Below are 19172 nucleotides of genomic sequence, written 5' to 3'. Positions count from 1 at the left end.
CTCCTCGTCGAGCGACCGGCGTATCATGCTTGTCGAGAATTCGGAGGTCGTCGCCGAAACGTCGCTCATAATCGACGGGCAAGGGCCACTGGGAAACCACGTCTATATATTGCAACAGTCCAACGAGGCTGCCAAGGGTATGCAGTGGATAGCGATCACGCACGATGCGCAGGGAAGACCGCTCGGCGGACAGGTGAGAGCCGTTGACAGGCTGCGCGCCGATAACGCTTTTCTTCTCCGGGTGCAGAAACATATGCACCCGGGAACCACGATGATCCTGACCGAAGCGCCGCTTCATCCCGATACGCGTTCGGCAAAGGACTTCGTCATCATGTCCTAGGTCCGGACCGGCCGCAGCATTCGATACGAAGTTGAGGTAGGCGCGGTTCGAGGCGGCAACAAACGCTTATATATCAGCCGCCGTAGACGACGGCCTCCGGTATCTCGTAGCGTTCCGAACCATTGATGCGGATGAGGTAAAGGTCGGAAATCTTCTCGAACGAGATCTGCATTCCCGCATCGGTGATCTCAGGCCTGCCATCGACAAACTCGACATAGCGTTCGCCACCTGCTGGCAGCTCGATCCACACTGCCGCGTTGCCGTTGCCTCCGCGCGTAACGCGGAAAGCGCAGTTCGGGGTCGGTTGCCCGGCCACGGGTGAGCAGGGAATCTGTCCAGTGGCTTGAGAATTGATACCGTTGTTTGGCTCGGCACCCGCTTCCACGAGGTAGCGGCCGCTCACCCAACCGGTCAGCGCCTGCCCCGAAGCGGCTTCAATCCGGCACCAGCGGGCTGTTCCAGCCATCTCGCAGCCGAGATTGCGGACACGGTCACCATTGGCCAGCGCACCCACGACACGGTTCGATGTACCCGCCCCCGAACGCACGTTCAGTGTGTCGCCGGCGGGAACGCCCTTGACCTGCCAGAAATCCGGACCTCCAGCCAGCCCGTCAGCGTAGTCGGGTGAAGGTGCCGTGGCCTTTCCGCCGGTAATGGCGACGGAGAGCGTATAGTCTGCCGTCTCGTCACGCCGCGCCGCGTTGCGCATCAGGTAGACGCGGATACGATAATCGGCGTCGTCGGGGAGAACGCCGGTATAGTCGTTGCCTTCCGTGGATCCGACATAGATTGCCGTGGGATCGCTTCCCTGCAGAAGGTTGAAGTAACTCGACAGGTTCGACGTCTTCAGCGAAATCTCGATCGTCTGACCCGCCCGCGCATCGATCAGATAGTCGACGATCTCGTAGCCGCGGATCGATCCCCTGATATCGGCCCCTGATCGCCCGGGCTGGAACGACACACGTTCTTCGCGGACATCTTGCGCAATTGCAGGCAGCGAAAGAAGCATCGCCGCCACCAGGATGAGAAGACTGGATATGGTTCTCACGGGAATACTCCACTTCGCCTGTAGAGGCGGTGATCTTTATCTGCCGCAATCGTTTCGGCTGGCTGCGTCAACGCTCTGATAGCGTCCGTCGCCCGTCACGACCTGCGCACACACACCGGTGCCCGCATTCCACCAGTAGGCAGTCAAACCGGCCGTGCGCGCCAGAGCGTAGCCGCGCGCCATGAGCTGCATCTCGCCACTAGAGCCACGCGCACCGACGAGGTCGGCGATATCTGTCGGCACGCCAACCACATCAGCCGTTGTTGATGCCCCACACTCCGAAGCGCTCACGCTGCGAATACTCTGGTAGCGCCCCTGCCCAGTGACAACGGCGGCACATGTGCCGCTGCCGGCATTCCACCAGTACGCGGTCAGACCGGCCGTGCGCGCCAGAGTGTAGCCGCGCGCCATAAGCTGCGTCTCGCCCCCGGCCGCACGCGCATCGACAAGATCAGCAATATCCGAAGGCACGCCCGGAGCGGACGAAACGATGGGCGAGTTCATAGGTTGGGGGTCGGTCTGGCATCCCGCTATCGCAAGCGTGACAGCGGAAAGAACGAGGATTCTCTTCATGATACTTCCTCCACTCCCCCCACATGAACACTTTACGTTGAAAGACTGAAAACAGCAAAGATGACGTCGCCTTATTTTCGATATTGAAGAATTTTTGCTTGGCAACAGCCGTCGCCCTAACGGCGATCGATAAGTCCTGCGGGAAACGCCACCTGCCAAAGCATCGCCACAGCCCACGCCAGAGGCCAGCGAGATGGCAGCTTCAGGTCATCTGGCCGGCTCGACCAACGTCACAGCGTCTTCAGATACTCCACCAGTTCCCAGCGCTGCTGCTCGCTCAGCGCATCGGTGCCATAATCATGGCCGGAATTGTAGTTGCCTGGAACGGGCGAACCGTCGCCTCCATAGACTTTGAACTCGAACGTCTCGACCACCTCTCCATCGCTGCGCACGAGCAGCTCGGCCGGTTGTGTCGAGAAGCCCACCTTAGTCGGATCGAAGACGCGGCTGCCGACATGGAAGGATGCGGGGCGATTGCCAGGCCCTGGTGCAGCAAGCGTCTCGCCGGCGGGCACGACGACCCGCAGCGGCGACGGCAGCAGCAGGTCATAGAGCGTCGGCACCGAGCCGTTGTGCAGATAGGGCGCAGTAGCCCAGATGCCGTTGAGCGGCCGTGCCTTGTAGGCGAGGATGCTCTCGTCTCCCGGCAGGCCGGCGTCCTGCGAAGTCAGACAGGCCTGCGCAATCTCCTTCTTTACGGGATCGGTCACGCCGGGAAGATAGTCGAAGCCAGCGCCCGATTCACGGGATTCCGGGGATCCGCCACGACGGAAGATGTCGTCGAACAGGCTTCCGACCAGCTCGTCGGAGCGTCCGATGACGGCGCCCACGGCAGCGTTCGTGAGCATGTCGCGGGTGAAATCCTCACTGTCGATCCTGTCGCCTTTGACGACGAACGGACGGCGGCCTTCGAATTTGCCGGCATTCGACCAGTGCAGAAACGTATTGCACGCCAGGAATATGTCGGTCCCGCCCTCCCTGATCGGCTGCATCGGAACCTTGATCGGAGTGGTTAGGTCGTCGGAGGCAAGATCGGCGTGGCATCTGGCGCACTGGGTCTCGAAAAGTGCGCGACCGCGCTCCGCGCTATCCCAGTCGATCGGTGGCAGCACATCCTCCGGCCAGCGTGGCGACTGCAGACGGGCAAGCTGTTGTTCCAGATCCACCATCCTCTCGACGCGCAGGCTGGATTTGTAGCCGAGCAAGGTCGTCATCCAGCGCGGACTGATTTCGATATGGGCAAACACGCCGATCACCTCGGAGGTGTTGCGCACCAGCGCGCCGATGTCCGTGTTCTTGCCGAAAAGCGGAATGTTCAGGATGTTGCGCGCGATCCCGTTCCACTGGATCTTGTCCTGCTGCGCGGTATTCCAGATGTGCGGATAGCTTGCCGGCGCATCTGAGGCGAGCGGTCCCGACATGGGTGCACCGCCACCCACGGCAGCCACCTTGTTGAGGATATGACCCTGTGCGTCGAGGCGACCGTAACCATAGCGCAGGTCGGTATGGTTGGCATCGATCAACCGTGTCTGCCAGGCGATCTGTTCGACGAGTTGGGCGCGAAGCGCGACGCGTGACGGCACGCTGAGCTCGGCACCGAGCACGGAGCGCGCGAAGCGGTCGAACTTGGCCTCGTCCGCCGCGGTGGATTCGAGTGCGGCCAGGATACGCTCCAGAAAGCTCTGGAAATCGGCAAGCGTCGGCGCACCTTCGATGCGGATGCGCGAGCCGTCATACTCTATGTCGTTGGTATGGCATGCCGAACACGTCATTCCGAGCCATGGCTTGCGCATCAGGAAACCGTTGCAGGTTTCCGGGAAAGTTTCGCACATGATGTCGGCGCGGTTCGAATTCTCCTCGTCGACCACGAAGCCGATCGGCAGGCCGTGCGGGTTGGCCGCGCTCGCCTGTGCCGGCAGATAACCCAGCGCTCGCATGTTCTCGTCGGCGAAGAACGGACTTTCCCGCCCCGCCTCCTCCAACGCCAGCGCCCAGCTCAGAGGAAGCAACCGTGAGCCCTGGCTGGTTCTGTACCACTTTGTGCGATCGCGCTCGCTCCAGCCTTGATCCAGACAGACGAGACCGGCGGCGCAGGTTTCTTGTGCCTGCGCCGCCATTTCGATCTTGCCGCCACCAAGCCCACTCGCCAGAAAGGCGACGGCAAAGATCGTCAGCCCCCGCCAGTTATTGATCCACTGCCTGCTGCCCGTCATTTGCCTGCTCCCCCGCATTGACGACATGGTCTGCAAGAAACGCGTTGATCAACCCGGCGCGAACCGCCCGGTTCGATCCATTGTAGCGGCCCACGATCGACCGCCCCCAATGATGAAGACCCGCAACCTCGCCGGCGGCGTTGAAAACCGGAGAACCAGACGAACCGCCTAGCGTGTCGCACAGATGGGCAAAGTCGGTCTGGCCCGAGCGGCCGGGCGAAACCGCCTCGAACACAGCGCAACCCACTTCCGAAATCTGCTTGGCCTCGCCCAGCGGATGCTGCAGGACGAAAAGCTGCTGGTCCGCCGATACATCCTCGTCGGCGAGTGCCAGCGTGCCCCAGCGCAGCCCCGGCTTCTCCGCGATCCTCAGCACCGCAATATCCAGCGGAACGTCGACGGCCAACACCGATTGGCAATCGTACTGCTCAAGGCCGGGCGTCTGGCCGATATTGTTGTAGACGAAGCCGAATATGACCTTGGTGGCCAGGCATGTCGGCTGATCAGCCACGCAGTGCTCGTTGGTCACCAGCACGTCGTCGCCGATGAGGAACCCCGAACAGACCTCGCGAATTTGCCGCCCGCCTTCGGTCTTGATCATCGAGAGTTTCGCCACCGCGCCCTGCACGCGATCGACAACCGGCAGGAACTGCCCTTCGTAGCGGTAGAGATGCTCGCGCTCGTCCTCGCCGATGATCGATTCCAGCACCGGCCCACGCTTGTCGAAGCTCACGGCGTCGATGGTAAAGGCGAGCGTGCCGCCCCGATTGCCATAGACCGAAACGCCCAGCGACTGTCCCCATCCGATATTCGTCCAGATCGCGTCGACACCGGCCAGTGTCTCATTGGTCAGCTTCTGGACGACCTCACCGTTGCGGTTGACGATCTCGATCTCGAAATACTCGTCCGGATCAAAACTGATGTCGGAAAAATGAAGCTGCATAAGCGCGGCGCCCGCGCGCAGGAAGGATTGCGCCCACTGTGCGGGGCCGGTGGTGCCGCCGCCGCTCTCGTCCGGAGGCGGCGGGAAGGATGCGGCAATCTGTTCCACGACACCCTCGGTATGCGGAACTGAAAGCGGCGGCGGCTCCTCTTGCGCCAACGCTGGGCCGAGCGTGGCGAAGGTGAAACAGATGGCGACGAGCAGGCGCATTCGTCTTCGTCCTCAGCGCGAGGCCAACATCAGGTCGTGGACATCGGCAAGTTTGAACCTGGCGACGGCATCCGCCTCCTGGTCCCCGCAATTTTCAAGCGTTGCGGGCAGGAACCGGAATTCCCGCTGCAGATGATCCGGTTCGATCTGGTAAGCGCGGCGCAGGAACTCATGTCCGCGCACATGCATCATCAGGTGCCAGTCCTCGCGTTCGTTGTAGAACACTCGCCGCAGGTCCGGCTCGCTTAGATAAAAATGGCCACCCGATTCGACGTCGGAAGCGACAATGTCGCCAACGGTGACGAAGCCCCTGAACTCGCCGCGCATCTTGCAGCCGTTGTTCAGTTCGAGGAAGTCGACGTCGAAATCCATCGCCCGCCGCATATCGATCATCGTTGCCTTCGAGGCCTCCAGCAGCTTGCTGTCGAGAACCGCCGTCGTCATGATCCGTTGATAGATATCCTCAATGCCAGTCTTTCCGCGCCGGATCAGGTGGCCAATTGCGGCCGACACCAGAGGTGCAGCCTGGGAGGTTCCGGAAAGGGGACCAATCATTCCCCCGTCCACCGACGAGACCAGATTTGCGCCGATAGCGCCGATGTCGTGGTAGCGGGAGCCGTAGTTGCTATCCTTGAGAATCTTGAGCTTGTTGTTGTCGTCCAGGTCGAGGCCGATCACTGAAATGACGTTGCTGCTCTCGATGCATGCGGGGCTGACGCTGCATCCGCTCGTCTCATCATGATTGCCGGCGGCCGCGACGAAGATCGTATTCGGCAGCCTGACGATCGCATCCTCGATCGGCCTGCTGTCAGCCTTATTCCAGGCAATGCTCATGTTGACGACCTTGACGTCCCACCACGGCAGAAGCTGCACAACCTCTTCCAGTGCCTCCATGCCGATCTGGTTTGCCTGCGAGAGGCCGATTGGGACGTGGTATATGGTGATCGGTGGTTCGCCGGCGGCAGCGGGCGTCTGGATGTTCCCGCCGAGGGTCAACAGGTCGACGAGCAATCCCAGCGTATGGGTGCCATGGCTCTTCTCGACAAGAGGCGTGCTGTTGAGCAAACCGCAAGCCGGACCGGCGTCAGTCGCACCACCGGCAGCGGCAACAATTTGCGCCGGCCGTTCAACGTCTTCGAGTTCCTGCGTTTCGAAGTTCCAGCGCTTGAGCGCCACGCCCTGGCCGAATGTGCAGTGCGTCAACTCAGCTGCGGCATCTATATGCGCGACCTTCACGGGCGATAGGTTTTCGCCTTCCCGCCACGGCCGGCTCGGCTTGCCGTTCTCGTCCACGAACCCCATCGGTCTGAACCGCTTGGCGTTCGTCTCGAAAAACGATTGCAGCCTCAGTTTCTGGTCAACAAGTACGTTATTGGATAAATCCTGGATAACGCGCGAGAACTCACCTTTCGACGCCGCTCCGGTGCCTACCCTCGCTTCCACGACCGGGACCGCAACCATTTTCACCGGGGATTCGCTCGCGCCCAGCTCCTTCAACGCGGATGGGCTTGCTACTTTGGCAAACCGCTCCACGTCCACGTTGCTGTCGTAGACATACTGGTAGATCGCAGGCGTTTCCTGGGTCCAGCCTCCCGAGATTTCGTTGTCCTTGCAGAGCTCATGCTGCGGGCCAGTGCGCCGACACCACAGAGCGGAAAGATCGGACGTCTCGACGACTTCGACATCGGACCGCCCAGCTGTCAGTTCGGCCGTGTTCCGGACACCAACCTTGTAGGACAGCTCAAGCGAAACGTCCGGCAGGTTGAGCGTGCGTCCTGGCCAGGCGCGCGTCCAGTCGCTGCCACCCTTGCGGTCGGCCCGGCAGATATCGGGATTGAGATCGCACAGCATGGCATCGACGCTGAGCGGCATCCTGTTTTTCAACCAGTGCGGCCACACGCCGTTGCGGATCATCACATCGGTCGGCGTTTCGCCCTTTTCGATGCTCACCTGTTTGGTCGTCAACGCGCCGTTGGTCTGCAACGTCACATAAAGATCGCCGAGTTCGGCCTGAACATCGTCGCGGTTGAGTACTTCCGAGCGCCAAAGGAATTTTTCAGGGCCGTCCTGGGTAAAGACCGCGTCCTGGGCACCGGCGCTGCCAGCCGGCGCAATCGCCAAGGCGGCGAAACACATCCATTTATGCAGCTTGCTGAACCTAGCCATATCAGGCCCTCCGATCCGAAGCCTATTTCGTGTGCACCTGCTCCTCATCACCCGTATGGGGGACGGTCTGGTCGACAAACATCCGCGGGTTGAATTCCGTCGCCAGCCGGATCAATTGCGTCCGGTTCTGCGACATCGTCTTGGCCAGCACAGTCTTGACCTGGCTGCTGACAGTCTCCAGCGAGCGGTCGCGCCGCTCGGATATCTGCGCGTTGGTAAGTCCTTCGGCCAGCATCGACAGGATCGCTTCCTCCGACTTCGTCAGCGAAAACGCCTGCGCCAGGAAGCTGGTATCGATGTTGTAGGTCTGGCTTGTATCCAGGCTGAAAAGGGCGAACCCGCTGAAAGCCCTCTCGCCCAGCATATCCGGCATGAACAGCGGGGTGACTTCCAAGCACAGCGCCATGCCTTCCTGCTCAAGCGGATGCAGGATGGCCTCCTTGCGCGGTCGGGCCCCGAACTTGCCGTGATTGCCCGCACTTGCGAAGAGGTTGCTGAGTTCCAGCCTGACGCTCTCGTTGCGGGCTACCAGACGCTTCGTGTGATCGACCCGGAAAGCGCCGACCTCGTCGAGTTGCCGCTCGAACTCCTTGTTGGCCATCACCACCTCGCCCGAAGCAGTGACGATGCAGATACCGATCCTCAAGAGATCGAAGACGTCGAGTATGGCGTGGCGCGCCGTGAACTGCCGGCTCGTATGGCGCCCGACATTGAGAGCCTTGGCTATATGCGGCATCACCGCGTGAAGTGCGCGCAGTCGATCGCCGCTTGGCGGGCCGGCGCGTTGGGAAAACTGCACCGCGAAGCGATCCGAATAATAGTGGTCCTTGTTCAAAAGCGCGCCGGCACGGTGGTGGATCCCGTAGCTCGCCATGGTCTGCGCATTGGCGTGCTGCATCAGCTCCTGCCGCGAGGGGGCAAGAACCGTGTCGGGCACGAGTTCCACCTGGTCTCCACTCCGCGAAAACGCCGCAAACGTAGCCTGATCGCGCAACTCTTCTTCATTGTGCGCCTTCAGATAGGCTTCGATGAGCGGGCGTTCATAGTTCGTGGTGTGATAGGTGGCGCCAACACGTGGCCCTTCGCGCGGTGACGTGTCGATATCGAATATGAATGCGCCGCGGGCATCTGCCAGCTTGGCTATGCGATCCAGCACCTCCGGCCAGCGGTCTGGCTCGACGGCAGCATCGTAGATTGACAGTATTACGCGATCGACACCCTGATTGTCTTGCATGGCGCTCCCAATCAGCAAGCGACAACTTTAGCAAACACGCTAATTCATGCAAAGAGATGCGATCCATCTCTCATATCCGACAATCTCCATTTGTTGGATCGCTACTGCTTTGGAAGGATCCCATACTCCTTCTGCAGTAGGTCAGCGGGTTTTATGAAGCAGTTTCACTATCGCCCGAAGCACGACCTGAGCTCGGAGAGATGAGCTGCAAAGCCGATGCACCCCTTCTCAGCCCAGACCCAAGCCTACCCAAGGGCCTGTGCGACATCGGCGATGATGTCGTCGATATGTTCTATGCCGACCGAGAAGCGGACCAGTCCATCGACGATTCCCATCGCCTCGCGTTCCTGCGAAGGAATGTCGAGGAAAGCCATGGTGCCAGGGAGCTGCGTCGTGGTGCGCAAGCCGCCGAGGCTGGCGGCGAAACAGCATAGCTGCAGCCGCTTGAGCACCTGGACGCCATACTCTTCGTTCTCCACCTGGAACGAGAGCATGGCGCCGAAATTGCGCAACTGCGCCTTGGCGTTCTCGTGATTGGGATGCGATTCAAGACCCGGATAGAAGACCCGCTTCACCTTGGGGTGGGTTTCCAGATAGCGTGCCAGCGCTGCTGCGTTGGCGCATTGCTTTTCCACTCGCAGGGCGAGCGTCTGCGCGCCACGCAGCAGAAGCCAGGCATTGAAAGGCGACAACGCGCCGCCCAGCTTGTTCAGCGTGTTCCACCGGACATCTTCCAGCCAGTCCGCAGGCAGCAGATCCGATCGCTGGGTGATGACGCCGCCAACGGCATCGTTATGCCCGCCGATGAACTTGGTGGCGCTTTCGACAACCACGTCGACGCCGAACGCGTGAGGCTGGCAGACTGCTGGGCTTGCGAAGGTGTTGTCGCACACAACCACGATGCCGCGCTGATGCGCCAGCTCCACGAGCGCCTTCATCGGCGGCACCTTCATGGTCGGGTTCGCCAGCGCCTCGAAGTAGAGCACCTTCGTACGGTCGTTGAAGGCGCGCTCGACCTGGACCGGATCCGTCGTATCCACGAAGCTGACGGTAATGCCGAAATCGCCAATGCGGTGATCGAAGAATTCGTGGGTGCTGGAATAGGTGGTAATGTCCGTGACGATGTGGTCGCCGGCCTTCAGGATGCCAAACAGCGCGTGGGATATGGCTGCCATGCCCGAGGCTGTTGCGAGGCAACCGTCAGCACCGGTGAGGCGCGCAACATGCTCCTCGAATTTGTATTCGGTCGGGTTGCCGCAGCGGCTGTAGATATTTACTTCCTTGCGGGCCCCGGCGACGATCTGGTCGTAGATATCGCCGCCGTACTGGAAATTGGCCGACATATAGATCGGATAGCTGATCGACTGCGACTCGGGTTCCGGCTCGTAGAAGACCGCCTGGCTGGCGAAGTCGAGCTTTTTGGACGACATGACATGCTCCTTCTGGAGCGCGGCAGGAGCTACAGATCAGCTCGCCACGCCTTGAGTGCTGGTTTCCATGCAAGACGCGGCGCGAAGACCCGTTCGGGCTTCGGTCGGCGTGCAAGTTTGTGTTGCATTGGCAAAGGTCAAAGCACGCGCGAAAGAAATTCCGCCGTGCGAGGCGATTTGGGATTGGCGATCATCTCGCGCGGATCACCACGCTCGACCACGACACCTTCGTCCATGAAAAGCAGCTGGTCGCCCACCTCGCGCGCGAAGCCAATCTCGTGCGTGACGACGACCATCGTCATGCCTGTCTGGGCCAGATCCCGCATGACCTGCAGCACTTCGCCCACCAGTTCGGGATCGAGAGCCGATGTCGGCTCGTCGAAGAGCAGGACCTTTGGCTTCATCGCCATGGCGCGCGCGATCGCCACGCGCTGCTGCTGCCCGCCGGACAATTCGCGAGGATAGCTATCGACCTTGTCGATGAGCCCGACGCGCTCGAGCAGTCTCAAGGCATCCTGGCGAGCTTCGGCGGCCGGCGTTCGGCGCACGCGCATCGGCGCCTCGACGATGTTTTCCAGAACGGTCATGTGCGAGAACAGATTGAAATTCTGGAACAGCATGCCGATCTCGGCGCGCTGCTTGCACAGATCGACATCCTTCAACTCATAGAGCTTGTCCTGGCGAAGTTCGTAGCCAACGAATTCGCCGTCGACCAGCAGGATGCCGCCGGTCAGTTTTTCAAGATGGTTGATGCAACGCAGGAACGTGCTTTTTCCCGATCCCGACGGGCCGATGATGCAGGCCACGGTCCCGGTGGGCACGACGATGTCGACACCCTTGAGCACTTCGAGCGGGCCGAAGGACTTTCGAACGCTGCGCGCGAAAACCATTGCGTCTTCCGGCGCGCCGAAACGGCTGCGGGGATCTATCGTCATGATGTCGCTCCGCGTAGCCCGATGGCATTTCGCAGGATCCTGCCCACCGAGAAACCTGTTCCGTCGCTGCGCCCGAAATGGCTTTCGAGCATGTATTGCCCGACCGACATGATGCTGACGACCGTCAGGTACCAGAACGCGACGACGATCAGCAGCGGGATGGTCTCGAACGTGCGCGCGTAGATGGCTTGCGCCGAATAGAACAGGTCGTCGACCGCGATGAACGTGACCAGCGACGTCATCTTGAGCAAATTGATGGCTTCGTTGCCTGTTGGCGGCACGACGAACCGCATGGCCTGCGGCAGGACGATGCGCTTGAGGATCATGCGGTAGGGCATGCCCAGCGCGCTCGCTGCCTCGGACTGGCCGGGCGGCACGGACTTGATGCCTGCACGGATGATCTCGGCCATGTAGCCGGCTTCGCATAGCGCCAACGCCACGACGGCCGAGAAGAACGGCGTCATGAAATCGTTCGTGCGGATGGAGAAGACTGTGCCGACAAACGGCAAGGTGAGAGAAAATTCGCGCACCAGAAGCGCAAGGTTGAACCAGAAAATCAGCTGGATCAGCGCCGGAACGCCCCGGAAGAACCAGACATAGGCGCTCGCGAAAGCCCGCAGGATGGGGCTGCGTGATACCCGCATGATCGCGACAATTGTTCCGACGACGATCGCCAGGGCCATGATGATGACCGTGAGGATCAGGGTATTGCCAAGCCCGCGCATGATCTGGGGGTGAAACAGATAACGCCCGGCCGTATCCCAGGCAAACGCCGGATTCTGGACGAATGCCTGAACGATGAAGAACGCCACCAGCAAGGTGACGGCCGTGCCTATCCAGATGCCGTACTGCCGCCTTGGGACGACTATGAGATCGTCAGCCGCCGGGGCGGCTGACGAGTTGGCATCCGGATGTCTCGACGTATCCATGCTCTCTCCCTGAGGATGGCGGCGCGGCCAGGGCTCAGTCGCTACGAAGCTGCGACATGTCGTTGACGAAATACGGTTCCTTGATCGCGTAGGCGCCCATTCCGTATTTGTCGAGAATGGCCTGGTAGCTGCCGTTCTTGAACATCTCCGAGAGCGCGCCGACCATCATGTCGGCGGTTTCCTTGTCGTCCTTGGCAATCGCCATTCCCAAGGGCGCCACTTCGTAAAGCGTCGGCAGGACGACGAGCTGGCCGTTGCTGGTCACCTCGAAGTAGCTCGATGCTGTGGCATCGTCGAGCCGAGCGTCGATGCGGTCGGACAGGACCGCCTGGACCATGTCAGTGGAGTTGTTGAACACGGATTTCTCGAGGGCTGGCTGTCCCTTGTCGGTGCACTCCTTGCTGAGCGTGTCAGCGAGAAAGTCCGAGCCGCTGCCGACCGAAACGCCGATGCGCTTGCCGCAAAGTGGCGTATCGCCGGTAAAGCTGTCCCTTTTCTCGGGGCTAGTGGAGGCGGCGATGCCTGCCTTGAGGAACATGACGAAATCGACCTGCTGGAGGCGCTCGGGGTTCGCCGAGAATGTTTCCCACGCGATGCTGAAGCGGCCAGCGGCGATGCCCGGGATCATGGACGGGAACGGTGTGCGCTGGATATCGAGCTCGACGCCCATCGTCTTGGCAGTCTGCTCTGCCATTTCGACGATGATGCCGGCCTGCTTGCCGTCAGCGTCCAGATACTCGAACGGCGCATAGTCCAGCGTGTTCGCAATGATAAGCGTTCCGCTTTCCTTGACTTCAGACGACGGGGTGACCTGGGCGAAAGCCGAGGAGGCAACCGTTGCTGCCAGCGCGAAGAGTGCTGATCCCAATGCGTATTTCTTCATGTTCTCCTCCAGTGTTGTTCTGTCGCTTCAGGCCGCGCCTTCAGCGGCAAGCTTCTTGCGGTAGTGATAGTTCTTGTCGATGCGTTCCATCAGGTATTCGCCATACTCTATGGGCGCATATTTCGGCTGTTCGCCCGCGGGCACGCAAACGGGCAACGCCTCGATTATCGCTTCCATCGACGGGTCGAAGAAGAAAGGCTGCGAATATCGTTCGCGGCCCGAACGGTTGATGACGCGATGCGGCGTGGAGACGAAAACGTCGTTGGACCAGCGCGCAAGGATGTCGCCGACATTCATCACGAACGAGTTTGGAATGGGAGGCGCGGGCACCCAGTCGCCGTTCTTGTTCTTCACCTCAAGACCGCCGACGTCGTCCTGCGCCAGCAGCGTGATGAAGCCGTAGTCGGTATGTGGAGCCGATCCAAAAAGCCCCTCCTCTGCAGGCTGTGTCGGATAATGCAGGAGGCGCAGGAACGTGGTGGGCTCGTCGAAATGGCGGTCGAGACTGTGGGCCGGCAGGCCGAGCGCCGTCGAGATCGCACCGACCATCTTGCGCGACAGAACGGTCATCTCATCGACATAACGCTCGATGGTCTGGCGGAAGTCCGGCAGCTTCGCCTCGTCCGGCCACTGGTTCGGGCCCTGCAGAGGCCGTCCTGCCTGGGCGCGAGGATCGTCTGCATCGACTTCGTGCATGAAAAAGATCGACTCGCTCTGGTTGGGCTTGCTGATCGTGGCAACCGAGGAGGTGACGATGGTCGAGCCGGCGAACGGCAGGTATCCGCGAAAATTCTTGTCGATCTTGAGTGCCAGCTTGTCCTCTTCGGGCAGGGCGAAGAACGCCCGGCTGGCTTCGCGTACGGCCTCGATATTCGCCTGGGCGATGGGGTGGCCGACGACATAGAGAAACCCGATGTTCTCGAGATAGCCCCGCAGCGTGTTCGCCACCGCGTCGATGGCGTCCTGATCGTCGCCATAGAGCGCCGAAACATCAAGGACGGGGATATTGGAGAAATCGCCGCGGGCGTTGGCGTTCATGTCTGTCTCCTACCTTGAACATAAAATACAGTACTGTATTTCTACACATCGGAAACCGCTCGGCAAGACCCCTTGTCGGCACTGTGGAGGAAAGAGGTTCGCATGCCACCTCGCAAGATTATCATCGACACCGACCCCGGTCAGGATGACGCGTTCGCAATCCTGTTCGCGCTCGGGTCTCCCGCGGAACTTGAGGTGGTCGGCATAACGACTGTCGGCGGCAACGTGCCGCTGCCACTGACGACGCTTAATGCGCTGAAGGTCATCGAGCTGGCCGGGCGGCCGGACATACCGGTTTATGCCGGTTGCCCAGCGCCGATGGTGCGGAAGCTCGTTACAGCCGAATATGTCCACGGCGAAACCGGCCTCGACGGTGCGGATCTGCCGGAGCCGCGGATTGCCGCGCAGTCCGAGCATGCCGTCAATTTTCTTGCGCGGACAATCATGGACGCGCCAGAAAAGGCGCTGACCGTATGCACGCTCGGGCCGATGACTAATCTGGCCATGGCCATGGCCATGGAACCGCGCATCGTTCCTCGCTTGCGCGAAGTGGTGCTGATGGGAGGCGGCTTCTTCGAGGGCGGGAATGCGACACCTGCGGCAGAGTTCAACATCTTTGTCGACCCGCATGCCGCGCATAAGGTCTTTCATTCCGGCGTGCCGGTGACCATGGCCTCCATCGATTGCACCTATTCGGCACAGATGACGCCCCAATGGCTCGACAGGTTGCGCGCGACGGGCAAGCGCGCCGCGATCGAGGCTGCGAACCTGGCGGACTTTTTCCGGCAGTATGGCTCACACAAGTTCCCGACCGACGCGCGCCCGATCCACGACGCGTGCGTGACCGGCTATCTGCTGGCGCCGGAAATCTACGAGCAGCGAGACTGTCACGTCACCGTCGATATCGTCTCGCCGGAGACGATCGGCATGACCGTCGTCGACTGGTGGCACGTCACCGGCCGCCCAAAAAATTGCAAAGTGCTTCGGCGTATCGACCCACCACCCTTTTTCGAGTTGATGCTGGAGCGCATCTCAGCCCTGGACTGATCGTTCCGGGATGACTTGGCCGCCGAGTTTCTTTAAGCCTCCCGCAAATCGGCTGAGTATCGCTCGGCTGCAAGATTCGCGTTGAGGGAGACGCAGGCGCTTTTGAAGACCGACTCGCGAACGACCAAAAGAAGCCCCTCGCAAGCGCGCCGGCAAACGCTGACCCGGGACGCCTGGGTTGCCGCGGCGCGCAAGGTTCTGGAGAAGCGTGGCATTGCCGAGGTGAAGATCGATCGCCTGGCGCAGCGCTTCAAGGTAACGCGCGGCAGTTTCTATTTCCATTTCTCCAGCCGCAAGGATCTCCACGACGCCTTGATCGAGGAATGGCGGCGCAACAATTGCGCGCCTTTCGAGGCCTTGCGCGGTGCCGAGATCACAGATGGGTTCTCGTTCTTCTCCACCATCGTGCATGTCTGGGTGGACGAGAAGCCGTTCAGCCCGCTGCTGGATCTGGCGATACGCGACTGGGCGCGCACCTCGCGCTCGCTCCATGGCGAGGTCTCCGACATGGACGACCTTCGGCTCGAACTGCTGCAACGCTCCTTTGCAGCCATGGGCTACGACGAGGACGAGAGCCTGGTCCGGGCGCGCATCACCTATTTCCACCAGATCGGCCAGTACGCGATTGCCTTCAAGGAAGACCCGGCCCGCCGGCGCGCTTTGCAGCCGCTATTCGGCCAGGTATTGGTGGGCCCGCTGGTGATCCATCCAGACGGTGAGGGGTGATCTTTGCGATAGCCGACTATCAGCTGCAAGGGGGCTTGTCCGCTCGCGGCTTTCGGATACCGCGCCGGTGGTCTGCCACCTCGCGCCATCGTCTCGCGCAGATCGGACCGAATAGTGGTTCACACGTGATGCTCGCGGACGCGCCTATGCCAAAAAGACGGCGCTGTTGATAATCCCCACCTGTACGTAGGCGAAGTGGCCATTCAGAAGCCGCCTTGTACCCGCCAGCCTTTCTCAACATCGTTCAACGGAGACTGCGGGTCGATTGCCTATCGGAACGCCGAGAAACTTGTCTTCTGACATCCGTCGTTTTGCCCCTTTTTGGATAGAGCCAAGACGCCAGGCCAAACGCAAAAAACCCGCCGTGAGGCGGGCGTTTCGACAGAAGATCAAAGAGAAATTGGTTGCGGGGGCAGGATTTGAACCTGCGACCTTCAGGTTATGAGCCTGACGAGCTACCGGGCTGCTCCACCCCGCGTCACCATATGCCGTAAGCATTTGCTTACGAAAATTCCGCTCTGCAAACGAAAAGGGCCGTAGCCGGCCCCAAGGCCACCCGAGCGGCGGCAAACGTAAAGAGAAACTGGCGAACATGCGCTTTGCAGACCTGGCAGCGACCTACTCTCCCGCGTCTTGAGACGAAGTACCATCAGCGCTGGAGCGTTTCACGGCCGAGTTCGGAATGGGATCGGGTGCAGCCGCTCCGCCATAACCACCAGGTCGGCAAAGAGCATGTTCAATTCGAGAAGCTGTGCTTTGTTCTGTCCCATAAAATGGGCATGAGCAATGCGAACAATCAAGCCGATCGAGTTATTAGTACCGGTAAGCTTCACACATTACTGCGCTTCCACACCCGGCCTATCAACGTGGTCGTCTACCACGACTCTCAGGGAATACTCGTTTTCAGGTCGGTTTCCCGCTTAGATGCCTTCAGCGGTTATCCGTTCCGTATATAGCTACCCTGCTATGCGGCTGGCGCCACAACAGGTCCACCAGAGATACGTCCATCCCGGTCCTCTCGTACTAGGGACAGATCCTGTCAATATTCCTACACCCACGGCAGATAGGGACCGAACTGTCTCACGACGTTCTGAACCCAACTCACGTACCGCTTTAAATGGCGAACAGCCATACCCTTGGGACCTGCTCCAGCCCCAGGATGCGATGAGTCGACATCGAGGTGCCAAACAACCCCGTCGATATGGACTCTTGGGGGTCATCAGCCTGTTATCCCCGGCGTACCTTTTATCCGTTGAGCGATGGCCCTTCCACGCGGGACCACCGGATCACTATGACCGACTTTCGTCTCTGCTCGACTTGTCAGTCTCGCAGTCAGGCAGGCTTATGCCATTGCACTCAGCGAACGATTTCCGACCGTTCTGAGCCCACCATCGCGCGCCTCCGTTACTCTTTAGGAGGCGACCGCCCCAGTCAAACTACCCACCATACACTGTCCCGGACCCGGATGACGGGCCGCGGTTAGACATCCATGTAGATAAGGGTGGTATTTCAAGGGTGACTCCACAAAGGCTGGCGCCCCTGCTTCAAAGTCTACCACCTATCCTACACATGCCGACACGAATGCCAGTGTAAAGCTATAGTAAAGGTGCACGGGGTCTTTCCGTCTAACCGCAGGAACCCCGCATCTTCACGGGGAATTCAATTTCACTGAGTCTCTGCTGGAGACAGCGGGGAAGTCGTTACGCCATTCGTGCAGGTCGGAACTTACCCGACAAGGAATTTCGCTACCTTAGGACCGTTATAGTTACGGCCGCCGTTTACCGGGGCTTCGATTCAAAGCTTGCACCTCTCCTCTTAACCTTCCGGCACCGGGCAGGCGTCAGACCCTATACGTCGTCTTGCGACTTCGCAGAGCCCTGTGTTTTTGATAAACAGTCGCTACCCCCTGGTCTGTGCCACCCCCATACGGTTGCCCGCATAAGGGTCACGCTTATCCCGAAGTTACGCGTGCAATTTGCCGAGTTCCTTCAGCAGAGTTCTCTCAAGCGCCTTGGTATTCTCTACCAGTCCACCTGTGTCGGTTTCGGGTACGGTCTATACGCGGGAGCTATTTCCTGGAACCGCTTCACTGCCCAACCAATCCAGTAAGGATGGACAATACACGCGATCCGTCACTACCCGCAGGCCCACGAATATTAACGTGGTTCCCATCGACTACGCCTTTCGGCCTCGCCTTAGGGGCCGGCTAACCCTGCTCAGATTAACTTTAAGCAGGAACCCTTGGACTTTCGGCGAGGGGGTCTCTCACCCCCTTTATCGTTACTCATGTCAGCATTCGCACTTCTGATATCTCCACCGGTCCTCACGGATCCGGCTTCGCAGACTTACAGAACGCTCCGCTACCGCTTGCAGCAAGCTGCAAACCCAAAGCTTCGGTGTATGGCTTTAGCCCCGTTACATTTTCGGCGCAAAGACCCTTAATTAGACCAGTGAGCTGTTACGCTTTCTTTAAATGATGGCTGCTTCTAAGCCAACATCCTGGTTGTTTTGGGATCCTCACATCCTTTCCCACTTAGCCATAACTTGGGGACCTTAGCTGTTGGTCAGGGTTGTTTCCCTCTCCACGACGGACGTTAGCACCCGCCGTGTGTCTGCCGACTAGTACTCCTCGGTATTCGGAGTTTGGTTAGGTTTGGTAATCCGGTGAGGACCCCTAGCCCATCCAGTGCTCTACCCCCGAGGGTATTCGGTCGACGCTCTACCTAAATAGATTTCGCGGAGAACCAGCTATTTCCGAGTTTGATTGGCCTTTCACCCCTAGCCACAAGTCATCCCGATCTATTGCAACAGATATGGGTTCGGCCCTCCAGTAAGTGTTACCTTACCTTCAGCCTGCTCATGGCTAGATCACTCGGTTTCGGGTCTAATGCAACGAACTGGACGCCCTATTAAGACTCGCTTTCGCTACGCCTTCACCTACCGGCTTAAGCTTGCTCGTTACACTAAGTCGCTGACCCATTATACAAAAGGTACGTGGTCACCATTTCAGGCTCCCACTGTTTGTAGGCAATCGGTTTCAGGTACTATTTCACTCCCCTTGTCGGGGTGCTTTTCACCTTTCCCTCACGGTACTAGTTCGCTATCGGTCATGCACGAGTACTTAGGCTTGGAGGGTGGTCCCCCCACGTTCAGACAGGATTTCACGTGTCCCGCCTTACTCGAGGACTTACATTCGCATTACGTGTACGGGGCTATCACCCACTATGGCCCTACTTTCCAGAAGGTTCCACTTGTCTCATGTAAGTCACTGGCCTGGTCCGCGTTCGCTCGCCACTACTTGCGGAGTCTCGGTTGATGTCCTTTCCTACGGGTACTTAGATGTTTCAGTTCCCCGCGTTCGCCACTTAACCCTATGTATTCAGGTTAAGTTACCTAATAACGATACTTGGAAACCACAGCGGCAGATTGCTCTGCCGCTCTGATTTTCCAAGTATCT

14 protein-coding genes, 1 tRNA gene and 2 rRNA genes (1 of these 17 running past the window's edge) are annotated in these 19172 nt (G+C 59.7%); 3 read left to right on the top strand and 14 right to left on the bottom strand.

Annotated features, from left to right (window positions below; all coding sequences use genetic code 11):
• Positions 1–25: 25 nt before the first annotated feature.
• Positions 26–340, top strand: a complete 315-nt coding sequence (locus V1479_RS16380; RefSeq protein WP_368803853.1) for a hypothetical protein — start codon at positions 26–28, stop codon at positions 338–340.
• 73 nt (positions 341–413) lie between these two features.
• Here the strand turns inward: V1479_RS16380 and V1479_RS16375 are convergent, their stop codons facing one another.
• The 11 genes from V1479_RS16375 to V1479_RS16325 form a co-directional block, all read right to left on the bottom strand.
• Complete coding sequence (locus V1479_RS16375; protein ID WP_368803851.1) at positions 414–1388, bottom strand: SH3 domain-containing protein; 975 nt, start codon at positions 1386–1388, stop codon at positions 414–416.
• A 36-nt stretch (positions 1389–1424) separates the two neighbouring features.
• A complete protein-coding gene (locus V1479_RS16370; protein ID WP_368803850.1) occupies positions 1425–1961 on the bottom strand; it encodes a hypothetical protein in 537 nt (178 codons plus the stop codon).
• Between the two features lie 230 nt (positions 1962–2191).
• Positions 2192–4174: a di-heme-cytochrome C peroxidase gene (locus tag V1479_RS16365; protein WP_368803849.1), complete on the bottom strand. Its 1983-nt coding sequence runs from the start codon at positions 4172–4174 to the stop codon at positions 2192–2194.
• On the bottom strand, positions 4146–5327 hold the full coding sequence (locus V1479_RS16360; RefSeq protein WP_368803847.1) for a trypsin-like serine peptidase: 1182 nt from the start codon (positions 5325–5327) through the stop codon (positions 4146–4148). The genes V1479_RS16365 and V1479_RS16360 overlap by 29 nt, the downstream gene beginning before the upstream one ends.
• 12 nt (positions 5328–5339) lie before the next feature.
• A complete protein-coding gene (locus tag V1479_RS16355; protein ID WP_368803846.1) occupies positions 5340–7493 on the bottom strand; it encodes a S8 family peptidase in 2154 nt (717 codons plus the stop codon).
• 22 nt (positions 7494–7515) lie between these two features.
• Positions 7516–8727: a helix-turn-helix transcriptional regulator gene (locus V1479_RS16350; RefSeq protein ID WP_368803845.1), complete on the bottom strand. Its 1212-nt coding sequence runs from the start codon at positions 8725–8727 to the stop codon at positions 7516–7518.
• Between the two features lie 245 nt (positions 8728–8972).
• The gene (locus V1479_RS16345; protein ID WP_368803844.1) at positions 8973–10157 is read right to left on the bottom strand and encodes a trans-sulfuration enzyme family protein; all 1185 of its coding nucleotides are present in this window, start codon (positions 10155–10157) and stop codon (positions 8973–8975) included.
• Between the two features lie 137 nt (positions 10158–10294).
• The gene (locus V1479_RS16340) at positions 10295–11092 is read right to left on the bottom strand and encodes an amino acid ABC transporter ATP-binding protein (protein WP_438620605.1); all 798 of its coding nucleotides are present in this window, start codon (positions 11090–11092) and stop codon (positions 10295–10297) included.
• Entirely contained in the window at positions 11089–12021 is a 933-nt protein-coding gene (locus V1479_RS16335; protein WP_173194818.1) for an amino acid ABC transporter permease, read from the bottom strand. The genes V1479_RS16340 and V1479_RS16335 overlap by 4 nt, the downstream gene beginning before the upstream one ends.
• Positions 12022–12055: 34 nt before the next feature.
• Positions 12056–12904, bottom strand: a complete 849-nt coding sequence (locus V1479_RS16330) for an ABC transporter substrate-binding protein (RefSeq protein WP_368803843.1) — start codon at positions 12902–12904, stop codon at positions 12056–12058.
• A 27-nt stretch (positions 12905–12931) separates the two neighbouring features.
• Positions 12932–13942, bottom strand: a complete 1011-nt coding sequence (locus V1479_RS16325; RefSeq protein ID WP_368803842.1) for an isopenicillin N synthase family dioxygenase — start codon at positions 13940–13942, stop codon at positions 12932–12934.
• A gap of 102 nt (positions 13943–14044) precedes the next feature.
• Here V1479_RS16325 and V1479_RS16320 point away from each other — a divergent pair, with 102 nt between their 5' ends.
• Together V1479_RS16320 and V1479_RS16315 are read left to right on the top strand one after the other, a co-directional pair.
• Entirely contained in the window at positions 14045–14989 is a 945-nt protein-coding gene (locus tag V1479_RS16320; RefSeq protein ID WP_368803841.1) for a nucleoside hydrolase, read from the top strand.
• Between the two features lie 102 nt (positions 14990–15091).
• Complete coding sequence (locus tag V1479_RS16315) at positions 15092–15715, top strand: TetR/AcrR family transcriptional regulator (RefSeq protein WP_368803840.1); 624 nt, start codon at positions 15092–15094, stop codon at positions 15713–15715.
• Between the two features lie 401 nt (positions 15716–16116).
• On the opposite strand, the gene V1479_RS16310 is transcribed toward V1479_RS16315, so the two are convergent.
• The 3 genes from V1479_RS16310 to V1479_RS16300 form a co-directional block, all read right to left on the bottom strand.
• Positions 16117–16193 (bottom strand) — tRNA-Met (locus tag V1479_RS16310).
• 127 nt (positions 16194–16320) lie between these two features.
• A 5S ribosomal RNA gene (rrf, locus tag V1479_RS16305) occupies positions 16321–16435 on the bottom strand.
• A 72-nt stretch (positions 16436–16507) separates the two neighbouring features.
• A 23S ribosomal RNA gene (locus tag V1479_RS16300) occupies positions 16508–19172 on the bottom strand; it runs 135 nt beyond the window's last position.

The sequence above is a fragment of the Neoaquamicrobium sediminum genome (assembly GCF_040970315.1).
Lineage (GTDB): Bacteria > Pseudomonadota > Alphaproteobacteria > Rhizobiales > Rhizobiaceae > Aerobium > Aerobium sediminum.
Note: the sequence above shows the minus strand (reverse complement) of the source record. Positions and strands in the feature narration are given on the sequence as shown.

Bases quoted from the DNA above. Each gene is read 5' to 3' on its own strand.
- V1479_RS16380 (WP_368803853.1), top strand. From the start codon at position 26: ATGCTTGTCGAGAATTCGGAGGTCGTCGCCGAAACGTCGCTCATAATC.
- V1479_RS16370 (WP_368803850.1), bottom strand. From the start codon at position 1,961: ATGAAGAGAATCCTCGTTCTTTCCGCTGTCACGCTTGCGATAGCGGGA.
- V1479_RS16365 (WP_368803849.1), bottom strand. From the start codon at position 4,174: ATGACGGGCAGCAGGCAGTGGATCAATAACTGGCGGGGGCTGACGATC.
- V1479_RS16360 (WP_368803847.1), bottom strand. From the start codon at position 5,327: ATGCGCCTGCTCGTCGCCATCTGTTTCACCTTCGCCACGCTCGGCCCA.
- V1479_RS16355 (WP_368803846.1), bottom strand. From the start codon at position 7,493: ATGGCTAGGTTCAGCAAGCTGCATAAATGGATGTGTTTCGCCGCCTTG.
- V1479_RS16350 (WP_368803845.1), bottom strand. From the start codon at position 8,727: ATGCAAGACAATCAGGGTGTCGATCGCGTAATACTGTCAATCTACGAT.
- V1479_RS16345 (WP_368803844.1), bottom strand. From the start codon at position 10,157: ATGTCGTCCAAAAAGCTCGACTTCGCCAGCCAGGCGGTCTTCTACGAG.
- V1479_RS16340 (WP_438620605.1), bottom strand. From the start codon at position 11,092: ATGACGATAGATCCCCGCAGCCGTTTCGGCGCGCCGGAAGACGCAATG.
- V1479_RS16335 (WP_173194818.1), bottom strand. From the start codon at position 12,021: ATGGATACGTCGAGACATCCGGATGCCAACTCGTCAGCCGCCCCGGCG.
- V1479_RS16330 (WP_368803843.1), bottom strand. From the start codon at position 12,904: ATGAAGAAATACGCATTGGGATCAGCACTCTTCGCGCTGGCAGCAACG.
- V1479_RS16325 (WP_368803842.1), bottom strand. From the start codon at position 13,942: ATGAACGCCAACGCCCGCGGCGATTTCTCCAATATCCCCGTCCTTGAT.
- V1479_RS16320 (WP_368803841.1), top strand. From the start codon at position 14,045: ATGCCACCTCGCAAGATTATCATCGACACCGACCCCGGTCAGGATGAC.